Genomic DNA, 23,108 nt, shown 5'->3' with positions numbered 1-23,108 from the left:
ACCCATGGACTAAATGGCCAGTTATTCCAATCGAATCCCGGTTATATGGAAATAAATCGATAATTTAGCCAAAAACAATTCGTAGTTCGTCATGGGGAAAATCAACATAAAGTCTATTGCAGCGGCACTCCATCTGTCTCCGGCTACGGTTTCCCGGGCATTAAATGATAGCTATGAAATTAAAGAGGAAACTAAACAGCGGGTTTTGGCCTATGCTGCAAAACATAATTACAGACCCAATCCATTTGCGAAGCACCTCAAAACTGGAAAAACCAACCTTATTGGCGTTGTCATTCCTTTCCTTTCCAGTCCATTCTTTTTAGAATTCATTGATGAGCTCTATAAACTCGCCATGGCACACCACTATACATTGTTGCCCTTTCAAACCCAAAATAGTGAGAAAATAGAAAAAGAAGCGCTGGATTTTCTTATACGTCAGAATGTCGCCGGAATTATCATTTCACCCGCTTTTGAAAACTCCAATACAGCAGTATTAAGAGACATCCACCACCAGCACTGTCCCGTCATTCTATTTGACCGCATACAGCATAATCTGGACACGTATAAGATCGGCATACATAATAGTTTAGAAACATTTAAAGTGACAGAAGAACTCATCAAGAAAGGACGTACCCAGATTGCTTTTCTCTGTGGCAAAGATATTGGAAATACAAAAGACCGTCTTCGTGGTTATAAAAATGCGCTTCACAACTACGGCATTCCCTTTCGGAAGGAATATGTGATTGATGCCGACTATCAAGATCCGGCCGAAAATATTGATAGCGAATTGAAAGAAGTTTTCAAAAGGCTACAAGCAAGTGATCATATGCCTAATGCCATTGTGGGCGGCACAGACACACTATCGATTAAGATTTTGGGCGTATTGGCTGGTCTTCACCTCCGTGTTCCTGAGGACGTAGCCGTCATCGGTTTTACCAATACCGACTTAGCAGATTATTTAAATCCAGCGTTATCGACGATTCGACAGCCAACACAACAAATGGCACAACTTACGTTGGATCTATTGATTCCATTGATAGAAAAACAACAAAACAGGCAGAACATGGTTTATGAAAATTTTCTACTGGAGGCAACAACTAGCTATCGGAAATCAACAGATATTTAAAAACTCGTTCACCTTCAAGATTAGATGAACGAGTTTTAAAAAAATGTTTCTAGGTCGTATTAATTATATCCCGGATTCTGATACGCCGCTTTTTCGGCCGCACCCAGCTCCATCGCATCCATTTGACCTTGAGGGATAGGGCGTAGGTAATGAAATGGCTGAATATCCCGCGTAAAGGTGATAGGCGTATGATCCCCGATATCGGGTCCCGCAATCTGGTAAGTCTTCGAAAGTTCACTCCATTTCTGTGTTCTTATTAAGTCAAACCAGCGATAGCCTTCTCCAAAATATTCCCTTGAACGCTCATCGAGGATATAATCAATGGTTATATTGGCTGGCGTTGCTGCTACCATTTCCATGCTCAAGTCTTCAATTTTTTCCACGTTACCGTTATTGTCCCAACGCCATACACCTGCTCGTGCTCTTATGACGTTAATTAAATCACGAGCACCCTTACCCGCTTGAACCGATGCGCCTTTTACGGCCGCTTCTGCTGCAACAAAATACAGTTCTGAAAACTTCGCAATATTGAAAGGACGCGTACTTCCGCCATTGGGTTGTCCCAAACCAGTGCCATTATCTGTACGATATGTACCTAGTTTCCATAAGTTCGGGTACTTTCTTCTGCTAATTGCGCTAGGAGGTATCACAAACGCAGCCTGTCCCGGAATAATTCCCGCGCCAACGTTACTGTTATAAGGCGAGTTGGAGTAATCGACAGCGATCGTAGGCTCGTCATCCAAAATAGTTAGAATTGCATCTCCCGGCCGAACCTCCAAACCATGCGCGTTGTAAAGCACCGTATTGGCAACCCCCGCTTTATCCCAGTTCGCTCTCCAAGTAGTGACAAATGTACCATCATATCGTGAATCATTTGTTTTGTCTGCAAACGTACTGATAATCGCGTTTTGCGTAGGCGCCATTCGGGTCCACGGCCTGCCGTAAGCTTGTGCAGCCTCTCGCTGAACCGACCTTACCTTCTCTTTCCATTCTGGTGTCTTTGCACTTTCCAAAAAAGTATAATCCCAAGTGACCATCCAAACGGCAAAGTTATCCGGTGCTCCACCACTTCCGTAAGAATGACTTCCTCCGTTAAAGTATTCGCTATCCTCGGTATGGTCTGCGTAGAGCATAATTTCGCTATTCCGGTCGTTCGGCCCATAATGCACATCATAGTAAGTTTCTTGTAAACTGTGGTTCCCAGGATTGTCAATACCCTCGACTGCAACATCGTATGCTTTTTGATAATAATATGCTGCATCATGTCCATCTGGATCAGTCCGCGTTGTCTCCGGATAGGTCGGTATATTGTTGGGGTTTTCCAGCCACCAGGCATACGTGAGGTATGCTTTAGACAAATATAAACGGGCCAAGGTTTTCGTTGCACCTCCCGTAACACGTCCAACGTCGGGCAGATCTTCAATTGCCTTCATTAGATCAGGAAAGACTGCTCTGGTATATACTTCGGGAACTGTGTTACGAACTGATGTCCGGATGGTGGATGTATTGAACTTTAGTTCGCCCGATCCCAAATCCAACGGAACACCACCAAAGGATTGCACCAGCATAAAATAATCAAACCCCCTAAAAAAATACGCTTCGGCGACGATGGCATCCGAAATGCCCTCTACTTCCACCGCATTTTCTATCACGCCGTTTGCCGTATTTATCGCTGGAAAAGCTTCGTTCCACAATACGTCCGATCGGCTGCTGCTCGGTGTCAACGACCCCACTCCTGACAAATCCGCATCTTTGAAATTGCCATCCGCTTGTTGCGCGTAGGTATACTCATCGGTTCCCGTTAAACACGCATTATAATAGTAACCATTTCCGTATATATTCCGTAAATGCCCATACAATGCGGTAATTCCACCAACGACGCCCTTTTCCGTTTTAAAAAAATCCGGTGTAAATACACTTCTTGGTTCTTCCTCTAGTATTTTTGAACAACCGCCTAGTATTAATGTCGCCATGATAACACCCGACACTATTTTTATATATGTATTTTTCATAACTACCTCCTCTTCTTAAAATGATACATTCAGTCCGATCATATAATTTCTGTTGGCCGGGGTGTTGGTCCCAATGACCATGAGCCTGCTTTGATAAGAAGCCACCGCTTGATTCTCATCTCCCCTCGAGTTAGGTTCGGGATCCATCCCAGACTCGCGATGATACGGAGAAAATAATACAAAAGGGTTTTGTACCGTTCCATAAATACGCAAACCACCAATACCTGCCCGTTGCAACCAGCCTTCACGATTGAAATTATATCCCAGCGAAATCGTTCTTATTTTTAAGTAAGAGGCATCAAAATACCCCAGCGTGCTTCCATATTTCGGGTTATCTCCACTAGCTATCCCGCCCGGTTTCGGATATTTGGCATCGGTGTTTTCAGTGGTCCAATAATCGACTCGAACATTATTTCGACGTCCGCTCATCAGGTTTAAATAACTCGCAGAAGAATACAACGAACTGATTAACGTTCCGCCATTTTTAAACGCCGCAACAAGCCCCAAGTCAAACCCTTTATATGCCAGACGTGTATTAAAACCTCCTTCAAAACGGGGATTAACATCTATAATCTGCCGATCGTCGGCGTTAATCTGACGTACAGGCGCCCCGTCGGCATCATATTCTCCAGTATATCTCACTTTGATCATACCTGGATTCCCACCCGGTTCCAGAATATCCAAATAAGGATCGCCCTCCTGCCATAGACCTATTTTTTCGTAGTCATAAATTACGTCGATTGGATGGCCTACGAACCATGCATTTCCCTCATCGCGGTCGCGTCCCGAAGAAAGAGCCAATAACTTGTTCCTATTCAAATAGAAGTTAAATCCAGCTTCCCAAGTCAATCCATCAGGGTTATCTAAAATCAATCCATCCAGCGAAAATTCAAAACCTTTGTTTTCCGTTTCTCCGATATTCCCCATGTAACTACCTACACCCGATGAAGCCGGCAATCCAACACTCAACAACAAGTCTTTTGTATGCTGCGTGTAATACTCAAAAGTACCTCGTAACCTATTATTCAATAGGGCAAAGTCTACCCCATAATTCCAAGTCTTGGTATATTCCCAACCCAAGGCCGCATTCGGTAATTCTGACATATAATATCCCATAGCAAACTCGTCCGCGAAATTATAAGGCCTTGTAGATAGCTGTCCTAACGTTTTGTATGGCGCCACCGACTGATTAGAGGTTTGACCGAATCCGGCACGGAATTTTAACAGATCCAACCAACGGACATCCGAGAGGAACGATTCTCTTTTTGCGTTCCATCCCGCAGATACCGCAGGGTAAGCATGCCACTGATGTCCTGGCGCTAGTCTTGACGAACCGTCCGTACGAATAGTGGCGCTCACCATATATTTACCATCGTAGTCATACATGACACGCCCCATCCAAGACATTAACCCCGTTTTGTAATAATCCTGATCATTCGGATTGACCGTGATCTCGCCTGTCGCATGTCCCAAATTATAAAATTGGAATTTATCTTCCGGAATATGCAACGCCGAAACATACGAGCTATTGTAACGGATTTGTTCCGCCGAGTAGAGCCCTACCACGTTAAGATTGTGCTTTTCCGCGAAGGTACGATCGTAGGTCAATAGGTTTTCTATCGTCCATTGCGTGTGTAGTGAGTTGTTAATCGACGCCGTAGACGGATTGTTGATCTCCGAACTGAAAATACCTTCCCCCGTGTAAGCACCTCCATTCGTCGTTCGAAAATTAAGACCTACATTTGCTCTATACTTCAATCCTTCTATGCCAGGGATATCTATTTCGCCAAAAAAAGTGTTATAGGAACCAAAGCCTTTCGCCATATCCACCCACTTATTTCCGAGATTTTCTATGGTTTCCCTCGAATATACCCAATGATTATCCTGCGCCATCCGGACGATATCCTTGAAGGAACCATCTTCATTATAGGGGTTTGCAATAGGTGTCGTACTCAAAGTCGTATAGATCCCTAGGTTATTTCCTCTATTGACCGAATAATTGTTATTCGTACTGAAACCTACGCGTATCCGCTCTCCTATTTTTTGGTCCAAACTTCCCCGCAACGAAAAGCGATCGAAATTTTGTCCAGGCAAGACAGCTTCATCGCGGAAATAACCGGTACTAAAATTATAGATTGTTTTTTCCGTACCGCCCGAAACACTAAGATCCTGACTGGTCATGATCCCGCTTTTGTAAAGCAGATCCTGCCAGTCTACATCCACGTCATCGGATTCGTCTTCGCCGTTCTGATACAGGCCAGCAGCTTTTCTAAGTTCGACAAACTCAGGGCCATCCATCATCGGGTAACGCGAAAACAGCGTTTTCAGCCCTGTATAACTATTAAAAGTGACTCTTGCTTGTTGCCCACTATATCCTTTATGCGTTGTGACAAGGATCACCCCATTCGCGCCCCGTGAACCGTAAATAGCGGTCGCTGACGCATCCTTTAAGATATCGACACTTTTGATATCAATCGGATTGATGTCTCCGATAGATCCCGCAAATGGAATCCCGTCTAACACGACTAGGGGATCGTTACTGGCATTCAAAGAACGCGTACCCCGGATACGTATCTGCATAGCGGCTCCGGGTTTAGATGATGTTTGGGTCATTTGCACCCCTGCCACCCGGCCTTGCAAGGCCTGTGTAATATTCGCCGCCGGCACCTCGTTCATCTTCTCGCCACTGATGGAAGCCACCGATCCCGTTATCGCTTCTTTACGCTGTGTACCGTATCCAACGACGACGACTTCGTCCAGCTGCGCATCCGAACTTGACATCGTAATTTGGATATCTGTTTCATCGCCCAGCGTATATTCTTGTGTTGCAAAACCGACATATGAAAAGACGAGTACCGATCCCGAGCTTGCCGCCAAAGAGAACTGTCCGTTGTCTCCAGAGGAAGTGCTGTTCGTCGTCCCCTTAACGTGAACGGAAACACCTGCTAATGGATTTCCCGCTTCTGAGGTGATTCTCCCTTTAACTTCCGTTTCCTGCGCCCATACGTTATTTGCCAATAAAAAAAACAATACGAGCATAATACGATGCAGGGGAGTTTTTCTCCTGTTCATCTGAAATCGCTCGAGCGATAAAAAATCAGGTTTTGTTATCATGTTAAGTTTAAATTTAGTATAAAATTTGTTGCATTCTTTCTTTATACAACCGGTTGCACTTCTCCCATAAAATATCGGAACTGTAATAGAATTATCTTGGTTGCTCATGCAATATTAGGACTATGCACAAATGATCACATTCGTGCATGTAACATAAACGTTTCAATTGGTTACATGATGCGTTGATGTTCTCAAATCCATGATTTTGAGTGTTAAAGTTTCCAATCCCCGATCGGTCGAAGTCCCTCCATAACGAACCGTATATACACCAGATTTTCGCTGTAAAGCACCTGCACGTTCATCATAAAAATGAAAAGCCTCGGGTTCAATTTCTACATCCACCATTTTCGTCTCGCCTGCTTTGAGCGCAACCCGCGCGAAGGCACGTAACGATTTAATTGGAGCGAGCACATCGTTATTCCGTGACACATAAACTTGCACGACCTCTTCGCCGTCTATTTTTGAAGTATTAGTCACCGGAATCGACAACTGTACCGGACTATTGCCATCTATCGTGGATTGCGGTAACCGTACATCTCCATAGGAAAAAGTGGCATAACTCAATCCATGGCCAAATGCATACAATGGATCTTCCTTCATATACCGATATGTGCGGCCCTGCATATCGTAATTTTCAAATCCCTGACGTGTCTTGTCCCCCGTTTGCGTTAAAGCGCCGTCCAACTGGGCTAAGGATTTATAAAAAGTTATCGGCAACCGGCCAGCGGGATTGTAATCTCCAAAGAGTACATCCGCAACGGCCGTTCCGGCCTGCTCTCCGCCATACCAAGCACAAAGCAGTGCATCATAATTTTTTTCATCCTGCTCGAGTGCAAGAGCGCTTCCGGTACATAGGACAAAGATGACCGGCTTTTCGGTTTGGCGTAATGCCGCCAACAGATCGCGTTGAACCTTCGGCAAGTCAATTGAAGTTCTATCGCCTCCTTTGAAACCCTCGGCATCCACAAACATTTCTTCCCCTTCCAATTGTGGAGACAAACCGCCGACGTAAACAATAGCATCAACCCCTTTCAAACGTTCCGTTAAATCCGTAAAATCGGCTTTTTCCTTTTTAAAGACAGAGAACCCCATGGTCAGAATACTTCCTTTTTGACGGTGTTCGAATACCACCGGATACGCTTTTCCCTTCTCCACCTGGACGGCATATTCAGCGCCACGAACCGCCTCCCGACCTTCCATCTTACCGATTTCCTTACCGTCAAAAGTCACTGTGTAGCCATCATTGGCATGCGCTTTAAAAACAACTTCACCTGTGTAAGGGGCTACGAAAACGCCTGAAATACGCATGGAAGTATTTTCCAGATTGACATCCTGAGCCAAGGCGGTACCGCCACGGTTAGAATATTCGATTCCCAAACGGTTTGTTAACGTACGAACGGGCTTCCCCTCCAACGTATTATTATTGTAAAATTCCACTTTCAAACCTTGTTCACCGTCTTTTTTTGTGAAGAACGATTCGTACAAGGAATGTCTTACCCAAGGGTCGACAAGATCACTACCTTTTTCATAGATGATTTCTGCATTGGGCATTTTTTTCCGGATGCCTTCTAAAATCGTCACTGTCGATCTCGGCGTACCATTATAGTTGCCCCAAAGCATCATACTATCCGCCGCATTTGCTCCCACCACAGCTATCCGTTTTATGTTTTTGCTTAACGGAAGTATTTGATTCTCATTCTTTAACAAGGTCATAGACTGGCGTGCAACGTCCAACGCCTGCAGCCTATGCTTGTCGGAGGCTACAATGTCATAAGATAATTGACTCCACGGCACACGGTCTGCCGGATCGAACATACCCAATTCGAACCAACCTCGTAAAATACGTCGCAAAGAAACATCGATTTGTTTCTCCGTGATCAGCCCCTCTTTAACCGACGCTAATAAATGTTCATAAGACTGTCCACATTCCAAATCGGTAGAAGTCAACACCGCATTCGCTACAGCTTCCGCTGGTGTGTCGTGCGATTCATGATGACCTTTCTTGTAAAAGTCGTCAATGGCCCAGCAATCCGATACCACCATCCCCTCGAAACCCCATTTGTTGCGGAGAATATCCATCATCAACCGGTCACTTCCACAACAAGGCTGTCCTTCAAAGGCATTGTAAGCACACATCACTTCCTGCACGTTTCCTTCTTGTACCAACGCCTTAAATGCAGGCAGATAGGTTTCCCAAAGATCACGATCGGAAACCACAGCATTATACGAATGTCTGTTCCATTCTGGGCCACTATGTACAGCATAATGTTTAGCGCAGGCATGTGTCTTGAAATAGGTACTATCATCGCCTTGTAGCCCCTTAACGGCAGCAAGTCCTAATCTTGTCGTCAAATAAGGATCCTCACCATAAGTTTCCTGTCCCCTTCCCCATCTTGGATCACGAAAAATATTAATATTCGGTGTCCAAAAGCTCAATCCATAGTAGCGACCACGTTCATCACGCCGGCTAGCTTCATTGTACTTAGCACGCGCTTCGTCCGAAATGATTTCGAACGTTTTCAGATGACCCGGTTCGTTCCAAGTTGCTGCCATACCGATGGCTTGCGGAAACACCGTCGCTTTTCCGGAACGTGCCACGCCGTGCAAAGCTTCGTTCCACCAATCATAGGCCGGAATATCCAATCGTGGTACAGGCTTCGAACTGTTCATCATCAATCCGATTTTTTCTTCCAAGGCCAATAACCCAATCAAATTATCTATCCGTTCTTCAACCGGTAAATCAGGGTTTCTGAACGGATAACGATCCTCTTTGAGATGCTCATTCACTGTAAAAACCATCAAGATGAGCAGTAAAAGTCCACCCGTTAAGTAAAAAGAATTGTACTTCATATCATTTATATTCGATTTTCTAATGTATCCTGAACGTTAAATTAGCCCCCGACATTACTGATCGTTTTATCCCTGTACCATATGCTCGGTAGACTAACTAAATAGGTTGATGACGTCTTTACTCCGAAGCGAACACCACACGATGCGTTTTCACGACTCCTTTATAATCGAATTTAACCAGCGCTACGTCTTGTGCCGATTCCGCTTGGGTAATACTTACTTGTACATCCGGGTTATCTGCAGTTGCCGAGACCTGCGGTGTATCCGTTGTTCCCGAAGGTAGTGTAAAGATTGTTTCGTATAGATCATACCCGACAATACCATTCGCATTCGTTGATCGAACAGGCACGTCAGACAGGTCGATCTCCTTTCCGTTTACCGCAATGCTGACCGTCGGAATGATGGGACGAACGATTTCCTTTTTATGGGAACTGAAACCGATACCCGCTAAATCAAAAAGCACCTCCGATCCATCGCCTTCAGCAACCAAGAAGATCGCATGCTTTTTCTCTAAATGGTCTACAAACTTGGCAACGTCTACCGTGAATTTGGTCTCTTTCGCTTCAGCACCAGCAGGAACGACAATCTCTCCGATCTTTTTCCCATTCCAGGCGTCGTTATTCCACGATCCGTCCAACCAAACATTCACCTTAAAGGTTTTTGCTGTTCTGGGTGTAAGAAATACATTGAAGGCCGTTTCATTACCTTTTTTTGTTCCTTCGAAGGCTTTTAATCCCTTTTTGTCCTGATCAAGTCCGCCGAAACCAAAATATTTATACCCGATAATATGACCATCTTTTACCTTTGTAATCGGCATATGGTTATCCCAGATATCCCAAGAGTCTTGCATCGTGCTTACATCGGAAAGGTAGCAAGCATAGCCCGCCGAGTAATACTGATAAGGATCCAAGCCATACACATGAAAACCTTCTGAAGTTACCTCTGCTCCCGTATACTCCCTTCCTTGACTATCTTTGACCGTCCACACACTATCAGCAGAATACGGATCGTACGCACGGATTCTAACCGTACCACCTTCGGATACCGGCTTCTGATCCCAGTCTATTTTTATAGGCGCGACCACCGCTTGACGTGCAAAGCCAAAATTTCTCGGAGGCCTGTGATAAAAAGCATACCATTGTCCGTTAATCAATTCCATACTGCCATGCGTATTGTGTCCGCCATTGGTCGTTTCCAAAGCGCTTCCATCCTGATTGAGCACCGGTCCGCGTGAATCAACTAGCACACCACCACTTTTCCATGGCCCCAACGGGGAGTCGCCTACCAGATACCTGAGGGTAGAGTTGGAGCTACCGATACCATACTCCGGTCCCGAATACCCGCTATAGACGGAAACGTACTTATTACCAACCTTCCGAATCGAAGACGCCTCAAAAAAGTTGAACGAGCCCAAGTCTTCCCCCGGTAAGATGCTCGGATATTCTGTTCCTTCCGGATCACGTAGCTGGCCATATCGGACACTTGCCGGTATAAAGTAATTAATTACCTCCGTGCCCGGCCTAACCGAATACATCGTGTTTTGGTCTAGCTGAGCGGCTAAAGACCGTTGGAATCCCCAATATCCATATGCTCGGAAGCCAATTTCATAATCTGGGTCGTTCGGATCGGTGACATACTCAATGTATACAGCCGGATCGAATCCCAAGACACTCCCGGGTACCGTACGCTTTCCATCGGCTGTCATATTGATGGGCTTGAACGGCCCATCCGGTCGATCTCCCCTTGCCACCATCGCCTCCCTATGCGGACCCCGGCTATGGGGGTATAGATAGTACTCCTTTTTCCCGTCCTTTCGTTTTACCTCTACTAGATCCGGTGCATACATCACATCCCATTGCCCGTCAATTTCATAGGTAAAAATTGCGCCTTCATCCCGCCAGCTGGAGAGGTCCTCCACAGGTGCCGACCACATTCGAATATCTGGCCCGCAATAACTGTCAAACCGTACATCATGCGAACCAATGATGTAGGCACGGTATTTTCCCGGATTGTCGGGATCCTCAAATACGCGCGGTTCGCCGTCCGGCACATGCTCCCAAAGCGGTAGATAAGGGTTTCCGGCCGCCTTGTGTACAAATTTCTGTTTAGAAGCTGTTCCTTGCATAGTATGGTTCTGCCCCTTTACCCCGGTTACAGAAAACAACGTCGCAGCAACGACAGATAACACGATTTGCTTTTTCTTAAACATAATTTAAAATCTCTTATAAATGTACTTCTATATAAATTCTTTCTATTTTTTTTACCAATCGTCAGTACGAAACGGCGAGGCGAGCAAGCCCGCGTTATTCTCTAGATTGGCGTCTTCCGGGTTATTGCTCCAGCCGTAGCGAACAGCTATCGGTTTTTTTATGTCCGCGTTACTGACGATAACTGTATTCCCTTGGATCACCGCATCTGCCCAAACAAATTTTTGATCTTCTCCTGCGATTGCAAAATGCCGTAACGCACCATCCCTACTGCGTAATCCCCCACCAATCTCCGTGAAAGACAACGCAATCTTGTCGCCTTCTATTTTCATATCCTGATATATAGGTCCCGAGCTAATTAACTTCTCTCCGTAAGATATCCTCCGAGCACCTAAAAATAGTCGATGGGCAATATCTTTTTTGTTCAAGGGATGAATGTCATTCCATTCGCCCACATCGTATGCCACGGCTAATGCCGTGTTCGGAACTTCCTGTGTCGCTTTAAGCTGTGCTTCGCGTATTTCTGCCCAGCCACTTTCCTGCGGTTCGTCGGATTTTTCTAAGTAATTGGGTAGCTGTACAATCAAAAAGGGTAGTTCAGGAGCTTGATACAGTTCCCGCCAATTGCGAATCAACGATTCCAGATACGTTTGGTAATATTGTGGGCGACCGGCATTGGTCTCTCCCTGATACCAAATCGCTCCCCGCATCCGGTAGTTCCGGATAGGATAAATCATACCGTTATATAATCCCGATCCAGCCGCTTTAAAATTACTAAGACGTTTTTTATAACCGTTAATTTCATCTAAGTCTAACCCAACTCTATATCTCCATTCCCCAGTCAAATCCACCTCCATATCGTCTCCAATAATTTTATAAGGCTTGTCTTCTACGAAACCGCCATTTCCGTTGTTCGCCATCAGTCGTACCGTGACGTTATTTTTCCCGGCGCGCAACACACCTGCAGGAATATCATACTTCCGAGGAGGGTACTGATAGGAAGTCGATCCCACAAAATGACCATTTACAAAGACCGAATCGCTGTCGATCAGCATCCCCAGAAGCAACTTCGCATGTCGCCCATCCATGTAAGGCGGGATATCAAAATCCCGGCGATAATATACAACGCCTTTGCTATCTAATCCCTGTGTGCGCCAAAGCCCGGGTACAGTCGTCGTTTGCCAGTCGGTATCGTTCCAATCGGACGTATTCCATTTTCCCGCTCCTCGATCGGTTCCTACGATCTTTAAGCTATCGATAGCTTCTTGATCAACCAACAAATCTGGAAATTCCTTGAGATGCTCTTGGCTAATCCAACTTTCGATCGCGGAGCCACCCAAACTTGATACCAGCATGCCCACAGGCACTTTCGTATGATCATACGCCTCCTGTGCATAAAAATAAGCTAAAGCGGTCCAATTCATCACTTCCGATGCCACGGCTGAATGCCACTTTCCGCCCCTAGGAATATCTCCCTGCACCGATTCGACCGTGTTTTGTGTCGGCACTTTAAAATGGCGGATCATGTGGTTATTGGATGCGTTTATCTCCGGATATCGGTCGGTCAGGCGCGCAATTGGTGTTTCCATATTGGATTGCCCGGAGGCCAGCCACACGTCGCCAATCAGAATATCGCGGATCACGATTTCATTGACCTCCATGATATATGGCCCTCCTGCTGCCTGAGGAGGCAACTGCACCGTCCATTTACCATCTGGACCTGCCTCAGTATAATAGTGTTCACGCTGAAAACGAACGGTTACTTTCTCACCTACATCGCCCCATCCCCAGATGTCGAGAGTAATATTGCGTTGCAAAACCATCTTGTCACTGATGAGGTCGGGTAAACGTATCTTGGCGAAAACGCTCGATCCTCCAAAAAAACAGAAAAAAACAGTTAGTTGAAAAAACAGTTTATCCATTCTGATTTTCTTTAGAAAACATCCAATAATCAAAATACATAATCACCCCAGGCTTGTTCTTCGCTCTGAAAACAAAGTATACGTCGTGCTTCCCCGAAACTGAAGGAATATCACATGATACCAACGACCACCTATTATCTCCTCCCGTTCGCGGCACTTCTATAGTGGTCAATAACCGCCCATCTATTCCGTTCAGACGTACTTCCATGGTAATGCCCGTGTTGTGCGTCGTTCCGATCCGTGCGTTAAACCTAGAAGCTCCCTCCGCAAAATCCACTCCCTTTACACTCGTGTACGCACCGTCTTGCATCGCTTGTACAAACACGCCAACTTCCGCATTTTGCTTTGCTTTGATATGTTCAGACCAGGCAATCGTCTCTGCTTCCACCTTTTGATATGGATTCAACGGTTTCAGCTGTTCTGTAATCCCCTGTGTCATTTTTAAGGGTTCGATCACACCATCTTCGGTAAACTTTACTTCTTCCACCGCGACAGAACGTGTAAAACCGCTGCCACCCGGCAGTGCACCATTGTGATAAAATAGATACGTCTTCCCTTTAAAATCAACAATTCCCGGATGGTTCGTAAAACTGCGTCCTTCCGTTGGCATTAATGTCCCGCCGTACTTCCACGGACCAGTCGGCGATTCACTGATCGAATATCCTAAGTGTTCTGGTATAGGTCCACCGCCCCATAATAGATAATACAACCCTTCTCTTTTATATAACCAAGGGGCTTCCTCATATAACGTCGGCCTCTTTTCCACGTTTCCTTCGCGCACACCGAATGCTTCCGACGTCATGGGAATCTCCGTAATTTTACCGTTCAGCGAAATCATATCTTCGTTCAGCTTCGCATGATACAGAAAAGGATTTCCCCAATACAGGTGAGCCTGTCCGTCATCGTCTATAAACACGGTCGGGTCAATGTCTCCTTCCTTCGTCTGCACCAACGGATGCCCCAGTGGATCATAAAACGGTCCGTACGGGCTGTCCGCGACCGCTACACCAATCGCGGGGCGATTGTTAATAGCGGATGTTATAGGCGCATATAGATAAAACTTATCATCTCGCTCAACCACCTGGATTGCCCAGGCATCTCCTTTTGCCCAACGGAATGTTTTGTAACAGGCCACTACTCCATGATCCGTCCAATTGATCATATCCTCGGTGGTATAAAGTTTCCAATCGTCCATGACAAACCAAGTGGAATTATCTTCGTCATGGCTGGTATACAAATACATTTTGTCGTTGTAAACCATAGGCGCAGGATCGGCAGTGTACATGGTTTGCACAATTGGGTTTTGTGCTAAAGATAATGCTGGTCCAAATAAAGCAGCCGATAGTCCGAAAACAATGTTACCTAACTTCATATCATATTTATTTTTATACTTTGGTTTTGATCCTTATTCCTTGATTTCGAAATAGTCGAAATCCACATACCCTCCCGCCATTTTTGTGGCATAATTAAATAATCCAAAACGATATCCCATAAAGTGGGGGATGGTATACGTCATCTTTAATGTTGTTCCGATAGGTTCCCATTTTTTCCCGTCAAGGCTATAAAAGAAATTAGCTACATCTTTTTTATCCGTGAAATTGCATTCGGCTTTTAGGTGTATTATCTGTTGGGTTACGGGGATGTTCGCAACTTCTTCCGGGTTTCCCGTTGTCGCATTGACCATAACCAGCGACTTTCTATTACCTTCCATACGCACACCTACCAAACCGTAGTTTTTTTGCAAAAGTGATAACCCTGCAAAATCGCCGTCTTTCATTTTTGACACATCTATCGCCGTAGCGCCCACACATGTGGGCCCAATCGTACGTTGCGTTAAGGTATTTCTCGCCTGTAAGAAGCTCTCGTCTATACGATCCGTTTTCAGGCGTAGATATCCTTTACGTTCGCTCACCGACCAAAGATGATCCACCGGATTGTGGTTCCATTGCCACACCAGTGGCAAAGCAGGCTCTCCCTTCTTCCGGCTAAAATTATCGGAATTAACAATCCCCGGTATTAGACCTGTACTAGCCGGAAGGTCCAATTCCATGGGCACTTTACCGTCTATACCCAAAACAGGCCAACCATCTTCCCAGGTAACCGGCACCATAAATGGTATACGACCTACCGCACCGTAATCTTGAAATAAGTACGCATACCAATCGCCGTTAGGCATATCAATAAGGCCGCCCTGTGCTACTCCCTTATCCTGCAGAACCACACGCCCTTCATAGGGCCCTTCCAATTTGTCGGCTTTATGCACAATCACTGTACGCATTCCTCCCGGAGGCCACGATATGTTGAACAGGTAGTATTTACCGTTCACTTTAAACAGTTGCGATCCCTCCGCTGGCAATCCACCTTTTGTATCTGCCGGCGTACTCGGCAAGGTTGCATTCTCGATCAGCACACGCTGCGTTTCGGGCTTAATACCAGAAAAGTCGGGCTTTAGTTCGACAATATTTAATTTGCCTCCTCCCCATATCATATAAATTTTGTCGCCTTCGAAGAACAACGTATGATCATGCATCATGGGTTCGAACGCTTTGATCTCCCACGGGCCGTTCTCTATATCTTTCGTTATATAGACATAGGTTTTACCGGTTGTTTGTGCGAAGGTACTCACGTAATAGGTACCGTTGTGGTGTCGAATACTGCTCGCCCATGTACCCCGTCCATAGGTATTTTTGCCATTATTTAAGTTCAGTTCATCCATATCCGCCAACGATTCGTGACCGTATCCAATCAACTCCCAGTTGACCAAATCTTTGGATTTCATGAGTGGTAATCCCGGATTCATGTGCATCGTGGTACTGCTCATATAGTAGGTTTCCCCTACCCGAATCATCGACATATCGGGCACGTCCGCAAATATGATAGGGTTCTGGGCCTTTTGTGCATAGGAAACACTTGCTAGGGATAGTATCCCTGTACATGCAAGCATTTTCATCTTATTAGCGAATTTATTCATCATTTTCCTTTTCTTTTAAATACATATTTGCTGCCTGCGGTGGTCGACAGGTCATATTCGTAAACATTCTTCAAATGGTTGCCTTTCAAATGAGCTTCTTTTGATACAAGCCCCGTTGTACCATCAATAGGATGAAGCAGTTTATTTGAACTTTTTCCAACTGCTTCTTTCAATCCTTTACCTGTTAATGGAACGTAGGAACGTAATCTTACATCTCCACCGATCGTAGAAGAAATAGTCACTTTCTGTACTTCTGCATCGGCCCAGACCATATCAATTTCAAAACCGCCGCGCGCCTTGATGCCTTTCACTGTGCCTGTTGACCATACATCCGGAATCGCCGGTAATAAATGTACCGCGCCATCGTGACTCTGGATCAGCATCTCTGCCACGCCCGCCGTCAAACCAAAATTACCATCAATCTGAAAAGGCGGATGTGCCGTAAATAAGTTTGGGTACGTTCGTCCGTCTTTATTTTTACCATGTGCCAAAGTCAGCATATTACTGATAATTTTATACGCGTGGTTACCATCCAGCAAACGCGCCCAGAGGTTAACCTTCCATCCGATCGACCAGCCCGTTGCCAAATCCCCTCGGTAGTTCAGCGAGTTGCGAGCCGCTTCAAACAATTCGGGCGTCCGATACGGAGATATTTGGTTACTCGGATAGAGACCATACAAATGCGAAACATGACGGTGTTCACTTTTTGGATCATCTTTGTCTTCTAGCCATTCTTGCAACTGCGTGTATTTCCCCACTTGCATCGGTGGAATACGTTTGGCAGCAGCCGCCAGTGCAGCACGGTATGTTTCGTCTTCTTCCAATATTTCATTCGCCAATGCGGTACGGGTCAGCATGTCGAAAGCCAATCGATTATCCATCGTTACTCCTGCTGACATCGGGCCATGTTCTGGCGAAACAGACGGAGACAACACCAACCAGCCTTTTTCAGCGTATTTTGGATGTTCAATTAGGGTAGCCAACAAAAAGTCCGAAGCACCTTTCATAATCGGATATATCTCACGCAAAAAAACCGTATCGCCCGTGTATAGGTAATGCTCCCAGAGGTGTTGTGTGAGCCACGTCCCACCAGTAGGCCACATCCCTGCTGCTGCAAAATCAATCGGACTGGTTACACGCCAAATATCGGTATTGTGGTGTGCTACCCACCCTTGTGCTCCATAAAGCTTTTCTGCTGTTCCTTGACCACGCTCACTCAGTTCTTTAATCATCTGGAATAAAGGCTGATGGGTTTCCGAAAGATTGGTTACCTCGGCTGGCCAATAATTCATTTCGGTGTTAATATTGATCGTATACTTGCTATCCCATGCCGGATGCAGCGAGTTATTCCAGATACCCTGTAAATTAGCCGGTTGCCCACCCGGTTGGGAGGAGCAGATTAACAAATAGCGACCAAATTGAGCCAATAGGGTTACTAAAGAGGGATCTTTTGTCGTTTTGAAATTAGCGATATGCTCGGTCGTGGTCCCTGGAGGCACTCCTGTCTTTCCGAGATCCAACGAAAAGCGACCAAATTGCTTATAATAAAGCCTACTATGTTCCTTTTTTGCTGTTTTAAAACTTCTTTTTTCTGCCAAATCAAGCTTGCCCGAAGCGCGGGAAACTCGAGTGTCATCCAGCGTTTTATAGTCTACAAAATTAGTCCCGATAGCCATATAAACAACCACAGAAGTGGCATCGGACACCTTTAATGCCTGATCTGTTAATGTTACTTTCCCATCTTTATTTTTGACAGTAGTGTAGGTCCGATATACGACTTTACCATCAATACCTTCGTGTGCCGTCCCTCGTCCTTCCAAGACCAAACGGCTGCCTTCTTTAAAAATTCGATGTTCGGAAGGGTTGTTATAGGCTACGGTAAAATTTAACGCTCCCTTTTTACTGGCGGTCAGTTGCATGGCAATGACATCATCCGCAAAAGAGGAAAAAACTTCACGGGTATAGGTCACACCATCTACGGTATATTTAGTGGTCACTACCGCTTTTTCTAAATCTAGCTCGCGTGTATATTGCGTATACGTCTCATGTCCGGGAAAATCCAGGATAACACTTCCGGCCGTCTGAAACGCCATGCCGTGCGTCTTGGTGAAAAAGGTTTCGTTAATCAGTTTGTCCGCTTCTCCGGTTTTTCCGTCAAAGATCAACTGTTGGATTTGGGGCAATGCCGCTCCTCCTTTTTCGTTGTCGTTACGATACGGCTCGCCTCCCCAGATCGTCTCCTCATTAAGCTGCAACTCTCCACGTTGCGGTATTCCGTATACCATCGCACCCAAACGTCCATTGCCTATGGGTAACGCCTCTTCCCAAACATTCGCATCTGCGGGTTTGTCGTACCACAGTTTTAATGCTGTTTGTTTTTGCGCATAGGCCATTGCATGGATCAAGAACGCAACGGTTAACAACAGTGTTTTTAAGGTGTTTTTCCGAACAGATAAACGCGACATATACTCAGGTTCTAGCATCACTAATTAAACAATCGTTGCGCAAAATTAAAAAGGTCCATCCGCCACACCGGCCAAGTATGGCCTCCCGGATACTCGCTATACTCATATTTCACACCCATTTCGTCAAATTTTGCCATCATAATCTGACAGTTATTATGCGCAATATCTTCCTTACCGCCCATGGAGATCCAAAATGTTTTTAAGTTAGCATTGATCATATCTTTGTTTTCTTTCATGTACGCATACTGTGGATCAGTCAGTTCGTTTTGATTGGCAAACCAACCTGAGCTAAATACGCCCAAATAGCCAAATTGATCTGTGCTTTTGATCCCGGCATATAAGGTTTGAATACCGCCCATCGATAAACCTGCCAGCGCACGACTATTAGCGTCTTTTTTAACACGAAAATTCGCCTCAATAAATGGAATAGCAACCTCTTTCAATTCTCTATCAAATTGTTTAAGAGGTGTTTCTGAAAACGGCTGTCCGCTCATATTTCCATCCAACATCACGACAAGCATAGGTTTCGCTCTTTTATCCGCTATTAGATTGTCTAAAATAAGGTCCATTTTTCCTTGGTTAGCCCATCCCGTTTCGTCTTCACCACCGCCATGCATCAAATACAACACCGGGTAGTCCTCGCCTGACTGATCATATCCATGCGGCACGTATACATAGCATTGGCGCCACGACCGAGTGACGGGGGAAAAATAACGTTTTATACGAATTTCGCCATGCGGCACATCCCGTACAGCATAATAATCTCCCCCCACGAATGGGATCTCAATACCACTAGCCATCCGTCCCATCCCATAAAATGTCTTACTAGCTGGATCCGCAACAGCGACACCGTCTATCAATAACGAGTAATAATGAAATCCCTCTCCAATCGAGTCGGTAGTCACCGACCAAGATCCAGTACCATCTTTTTTCAAATCATACTTTTTCCCCAGATCGATCTGTACCCGCCGTGCTTCCGGTGCATGCAGTTTAAACAGCACCTTGCTGTTCGGTAAAACTTGTGGGTACAAAGCCCTTCTTACATTGGTCTCCGCTGGAAAACCTACCACACTTAGATCACGTAAAGCATGATAATCGACGTCCTTGAAAAGCAATTGTGTAACCATATACAGGTCATTTTTCCACACCTTGAAATCATGGCCGCCCGGTTCCAGATAGAACACATGTGGAACATCATATTTTTTTAAATAATCATGTGTCCGTTTACTATTATGCATCAACCCATCTTGATCCCCGCAGGAAACCCAAAGGAATTTCAATTTATCTTTCGCTTCCTGTGGATCAGGCAACAGCTGTTCCGGTGCTCGTGTATTTGGCGCCGAAGAGAAACCGCCCACCCAAGCAAAAACATCCATGTTGCCGAGTCCAAAGTTTAACGCTTGTCCGCCCCCCATAGATAAACCGAACAACGCCCGTTGCTCCCGCCCTTTTTTAACAGCATATTTTTGTTCCACAAACGGGATCAGATCGTCCAGAAGGTCACGCTCAAAAGTGGAAAAAGCCTCCACTTTATCGCGCGCCATGATGTCGCCGGTCGCCCGATCATCCTTCATTGCCCTACCATTGGGCAGTACAACAATCATAGGTGCTATCTTCCCGTCTGCGTACAAATTATCTAAAATAATATGCGGCGTTCCATGCCTAAACCATTCCAATTCATCTCCGCCTATACCATGGAGCAGGTACAACACGGGATATTTCTTTGATTTATCATATCCAGGAGGGGTATAGACCAACGCTTTACGCGTAACGCCAACGGTTTTGGAGTCGTAGGAAATCGTATCTATTTTACCTCGGGCAATATCGGTTCGCTGTACATCGAATCCCTCGGGCGCTATTTTTACGTTTTGTGCGTTTGAAGTAGCCCATATCAGTACCGCTCCTAAGATTAAAATGACCTTTCTCATAACATGTTTATATATTTAGGAATTAGACCGCACGGTCTATTATAATTCCTTCCGAGCCAACACTTTTTGTACCGCGATAACAATCGCCTCGGCATTCAACCCATATTTTTCCATCAACTGCGCAGGCGTTCCAGATTCGCCAAAACTATCATCCACCGCCACATATTCTTGCGGGGTCGGCAATTTCCTGACCAATAACTGAGCAACACTGTCCCCTAACCCACCTAACCGGTTGTGTTCTTCGGCCGTCACCACGCATCCCGTTTTCTGAATCGAATTCAAAACAGCTTCTTCATCCAGAGGCTTAATCGTGTGGATATTGATGATTTCGGCATCAATTCCTAGACGCTCCAACAGTTCCCCTGCTTTGATTGCCTCCCAAACCAAATGTCCCGTCGCTATAATTGTGACATCACGACCTTCATTTAACATCACCGCCTTACCGATTTCAAAGGTCTGATCCGCCTGTGTAAAGTTAGGCACAACAGGTCTTCCAAAACGTAGATAAGCTGGACCCTCATGATTGACCAATGCTAAAGTTGCTGCCTTTGTTTGGTTAAAATCACAGGGGTTAATGACCGTCATTCCTGGCAACATCTTCATCAATCCGATGTCTTCGAGGATTTGGTGCGTAGCACCGTCTTCACCTAATGTCAATCCGGCATGCGACGCACAGATCTTCACGTTCTTATTAGAGTATGCGATGGATTGGCGAATCTGGTCGTAAACACGACCGGTAGAAAAATTGGCAAAAGTTCCCGTGAACGGTATTTTACCTCCGATGGTCAGGCCAGCTGCTATTCCCATCATATTAGCTTCCGCAATTCCAATCTGAAAGAAACGCGCCGGAAACTCGTTAATAAAATCGTTCATTTTCAACGAGCCGATCAGGTCGGCACAAAGGGCCACTACGTTCTCATCCTGCCTCCCGGCTTCTAATAGACCTGCGCCGAAACCAGAACGCGTATCTTTTGATTCTGTATATGTGTATTTTTTCATTATATGCAATTAATAATCTCCTAAGGTTTCTGCATTCTGTGCCAATGCAGATGCTAATTGTTCGTCGTTAGGGGCGATACCATGCCATTTGTGCGAGCCCATCATGAAATCCACACCGCTACCCATTTCTGTATGCAACAGGATCATGACAGGTTTACCCTTACCTGTGCGTGATATAGCGTCATCTAAACCTTGGATGACCGAGGCCATGTCATTTCCCTGTTCTACCTCCATGACATCCCAACCAAACGCCTCCCATTTTGCGCGGAGGTTTCCTAGGGATAGGACTTGCTCTGTAGCTCCATCAATCTGTGCGCCGTTATAATCCACCGCTGCTATGATGTTGTCCATTTTGTTGTGTGGGGCATACGTCGCCGCTTCCCAGACCTGTCCTTCCTGTAGTTCACCATCACCCATCAATACATACACCAAGCTATTATCCCGATTGAGCTTTTTCGTCTGTGCAGCACCGATAGCCACAGACAATCCTTGTCCTAGCGATCCGGAAGCTACACGAACGCCGGGCAACCCCTCATGGGTTGTGGGATGCCCCTGTAAACGGGAATCTATCTGGCGAAAAGTGGCCAACTCCGCCGGATCAAAATACCCTGCGCGTGCCAGCACGCTATAGAACACCGGAGAGATGTGTCCATTCGACAAGAAAAATAAATCTTCTCCTATCCCGTCCAGATTAAATTCTTGATGACGTTCCATCGCTTCAAAAAATAAAGCGACGAGATACTCTGTACAACCTAGCGAGCCGCCCGGATGTCCCGACTGGCAGGCGTGCACCATGCGTACGATATCACGTCTTACCTGTGACGAAATTGCCTCTAAATTATGTATGCTATTTTTTGTCATGACCATTCTTACAGTTTATTTTAGATATGTATATTTAACACTTATTGAATTTCTAAATATCTTGGTATGTACAATATTTTTGTATTTCATCAGGTTCATTTCACGTACACTTATTAATTAGCTTATCGCTAAATTACAAACTTGTTCATGCCTTCACGAAAAGGTATTGGCGAAAAGAAATAACAATCATACCACAAGACCGAAAAACGACACGATTTGAAATAAATAGAAAGCAATTTGCAACATCCAGAAGCAAAAAACACCATTACCCACTTTCCCAAAAAAATTCATGCATCCAGAATATAAAAAATAAAAAACAAATTTTAAACAACTGATAAAGTGATAGTTAAACACACATGTAACAAACAGAAATCAGAATGAAACAAGAAAATTTGAGCTCATAAAATGTTTTATAGACATTTATATCCATAAACGAACGAATCGTTTATCACTAACGCTAAAAGTGTAAACCTACAAAGTTTATTTTGTCCCCGCGTATACGCCTGGACAAAATAGCAAAAAGACAACGACAACTAATTTAAATAACCACTTAAACAAAAACAATATGTGTAACAAACAGGGTCCATAAACTATCTCACAAGATAATCTATAATGGCGCGTGTTCACCACAATGGAACCGTGTCTTTGTTTAA

General features: G+C 45.2%; 12 protein-coding genes. 1 reads left to right on the top strand and 11 read right to left on the bottom strand.

Going from position 1 to position 23,108, the window contains the following annotated elements:
• Nucleotides 1–91: 91 nt before the first annotated feature.
• On the top strand, nucleotides 92–1,126 hold the full coding sequence (locus G5B43_RS07165; protein WP_165294004.1) for a LacI family DNA-binding transcriptional regulator: 1,035 nt from the start codon (nucleotides 92–94) through the stop codon (nucleotides 1,124–1,126).
• Nucleotides 1,127–1,185: 59 nt separating this feature from the next.
• On the opposite strand, the gene G5B43_RS07160 is transcribed toward G5B43_RS07165, so the two are convergent.
• The 11 genes from G5B43_RS07160 to G5B43_RS07110 form a co-directional block, all read right to left on the bottom strand.
• Complete coding sequence (locus G5B43_RS07160; protein ID WP_165294003.1) at nucleotides 1,186–3,138, bottom strand: RagB/SusD family nutrient uptake outer membrane protein; 1,953 nt, start codon at nucleotides 3,136–3,138, stop codon at nucleotides 1,186–1,188.
• Between the two features lie 15 nt (nucleotides 3,139–3,153).
• The gene (locus tag G5B43_RS07155; protein WP_165294002.1) at nucleotides 3,154–6,210 is read right to left on the bottom strand and encodes a SusC/RagA family TonB-linked outer membrane protein; all 3,057 of its coding nucleotides are present in this window, start codon (nucleotides 6,208–6,210) and stop codon (nucleotides 3,154–3,156) included.
• A 204-nt stretch (nucleotides 6,211–6,414) separates the two neighbouring features.
• Entirely contained in the window at nucleotides 6,415–9,102 is a 2,688-nt protein-coding gene (locus G5B43_RS07150) for a glycoside hydrolase family 3 C-terminal domain-containing protein (RefSeq protein WP_165294001.1), read from the bottom strand.
• Between the two features lie 118 nt (nucleotides 9,103–9,220).
• Nucleotides 9,221–11,311 (bottom strand): hypothetical protein, encoded by a 2,091-nt coding sequence (locus G5B43_RS07145; RefSeq protein ID WP_165294000.1) that lies wholly within the window; start codon nucleotides 11,309–11,311, stop codon nucleotides 9,221–9,223.
• Between the two features lie 51 nt (nucleotides 11,312–11,362).
• Nucleotides 11,363–13,231 (bottom strand): sialate O-acetylesterase, encoded by a 1,869-nt coding sequence (locus G5B43_RS07140; protein ID WP_165293999.1) that lies wholly within the window; start codon nucleotides 13,229–13,231, stop codon nucleotides 11,363–11,365.
• Nucleotides 13,224–14,603 carry a glycoside hydrolase family 43 protein gene (locus G5B43_RS07135; RefSeq protein WP_165293998.1) on the bottom strand — a complete coding sequence of 460 codons (1,380 nt, stop codon included), beginning with the start codon at nucleotides 14,601–14,603 and terminating at the stop codon, nucleotides 13,224–13,226. Before G5B43_RS07135 ends, G5B43_RS07140 begins: the two co-directional genes overlap by 8 nt.
• Nucleotides 14,604–14,636: 33 nt before the next feature.
• Nucleotides 14,637–16,205, bottom strand: coding sequence for a glycoside hydrolase 43 family protein (locus tag G5B43_RS07130; protein WP_240904784.1), 1,569 nt, complete (start codon nucleotides 16,203–16,205; stop codon nucleotides 14,637–14,639).
• Nucleotides 16,202–18,667 (bottom strand): glycosyl hydrolase family 95 catalytic domain-containing protein, encoded by a 2,466-nt coding sequence (locus G5B43_RS07125; RefSeq protein WP_165293997.1) that lies wholly within the window; start codon nucleotides 18,665–18,667, stop codon nucleotides 16,202–16,204. Before G5B43_RS07125 ends, G5B43_RS07130 begins: the two co-directional genes overlap by 4 nt.
• Before the next feature lie 20 nt (nucleotides 18,668–18,687).
• The gene (locus G5B43_RS07120; protein ID WP_165293996.1) at nucleotides 18,688–20,595 is read right to left on the bottom strand and encodes an alpha/beta hydrolase-fold protein; all 1,908 of its coding nucleotides are present in this window, start codon (nucleotides 20,593–20,595) and stop codon (nucleotides 18,688–18,690) included.
• A gap of 39 nt (nucleotides 20,596–20,634) precedes the next feature.
• Nucleotides 20,635–21,594: a transketolase family protein gene (locus tag G5B43_RS07115; RefSeq protein ID WP_148919562.1), complete on the bottom strand. Its 960-nt coding sequence runs from the start codon at nucleotides 21,592–21,594 to the stop codon at nucleotides 20,635–20,637.
• A 9-nt stretch (nucleotides 21,595–21,603) separates the two neighbouring features.
• On the bottom strand, nucleotides 21,604–22,461 hold the full coding sequence (locus G5B43_RS07110) for a transketolase (protein WP_394344145.1): 858 nt from the start codon (nucleotides 22,459–22,461) through the stop codon (nucleotides 21,604–21,606).
• Nucleotides 22,462–23,108 lie beyond the last annotated feature (647 nt).

Origin of the sequence: Sphingobacterium sp. SGR-19, from assembly GCF_011043555.1 — a bacterium.
GTDB lineage: Bacteria > Bacteroidota > Bacteroidia > Sphingobacteriales > Sphingobacteriaceae > Sphingobacterium.
This window is presented reverse-complemented; position numbering and strand designations above follow the sequence as displayed.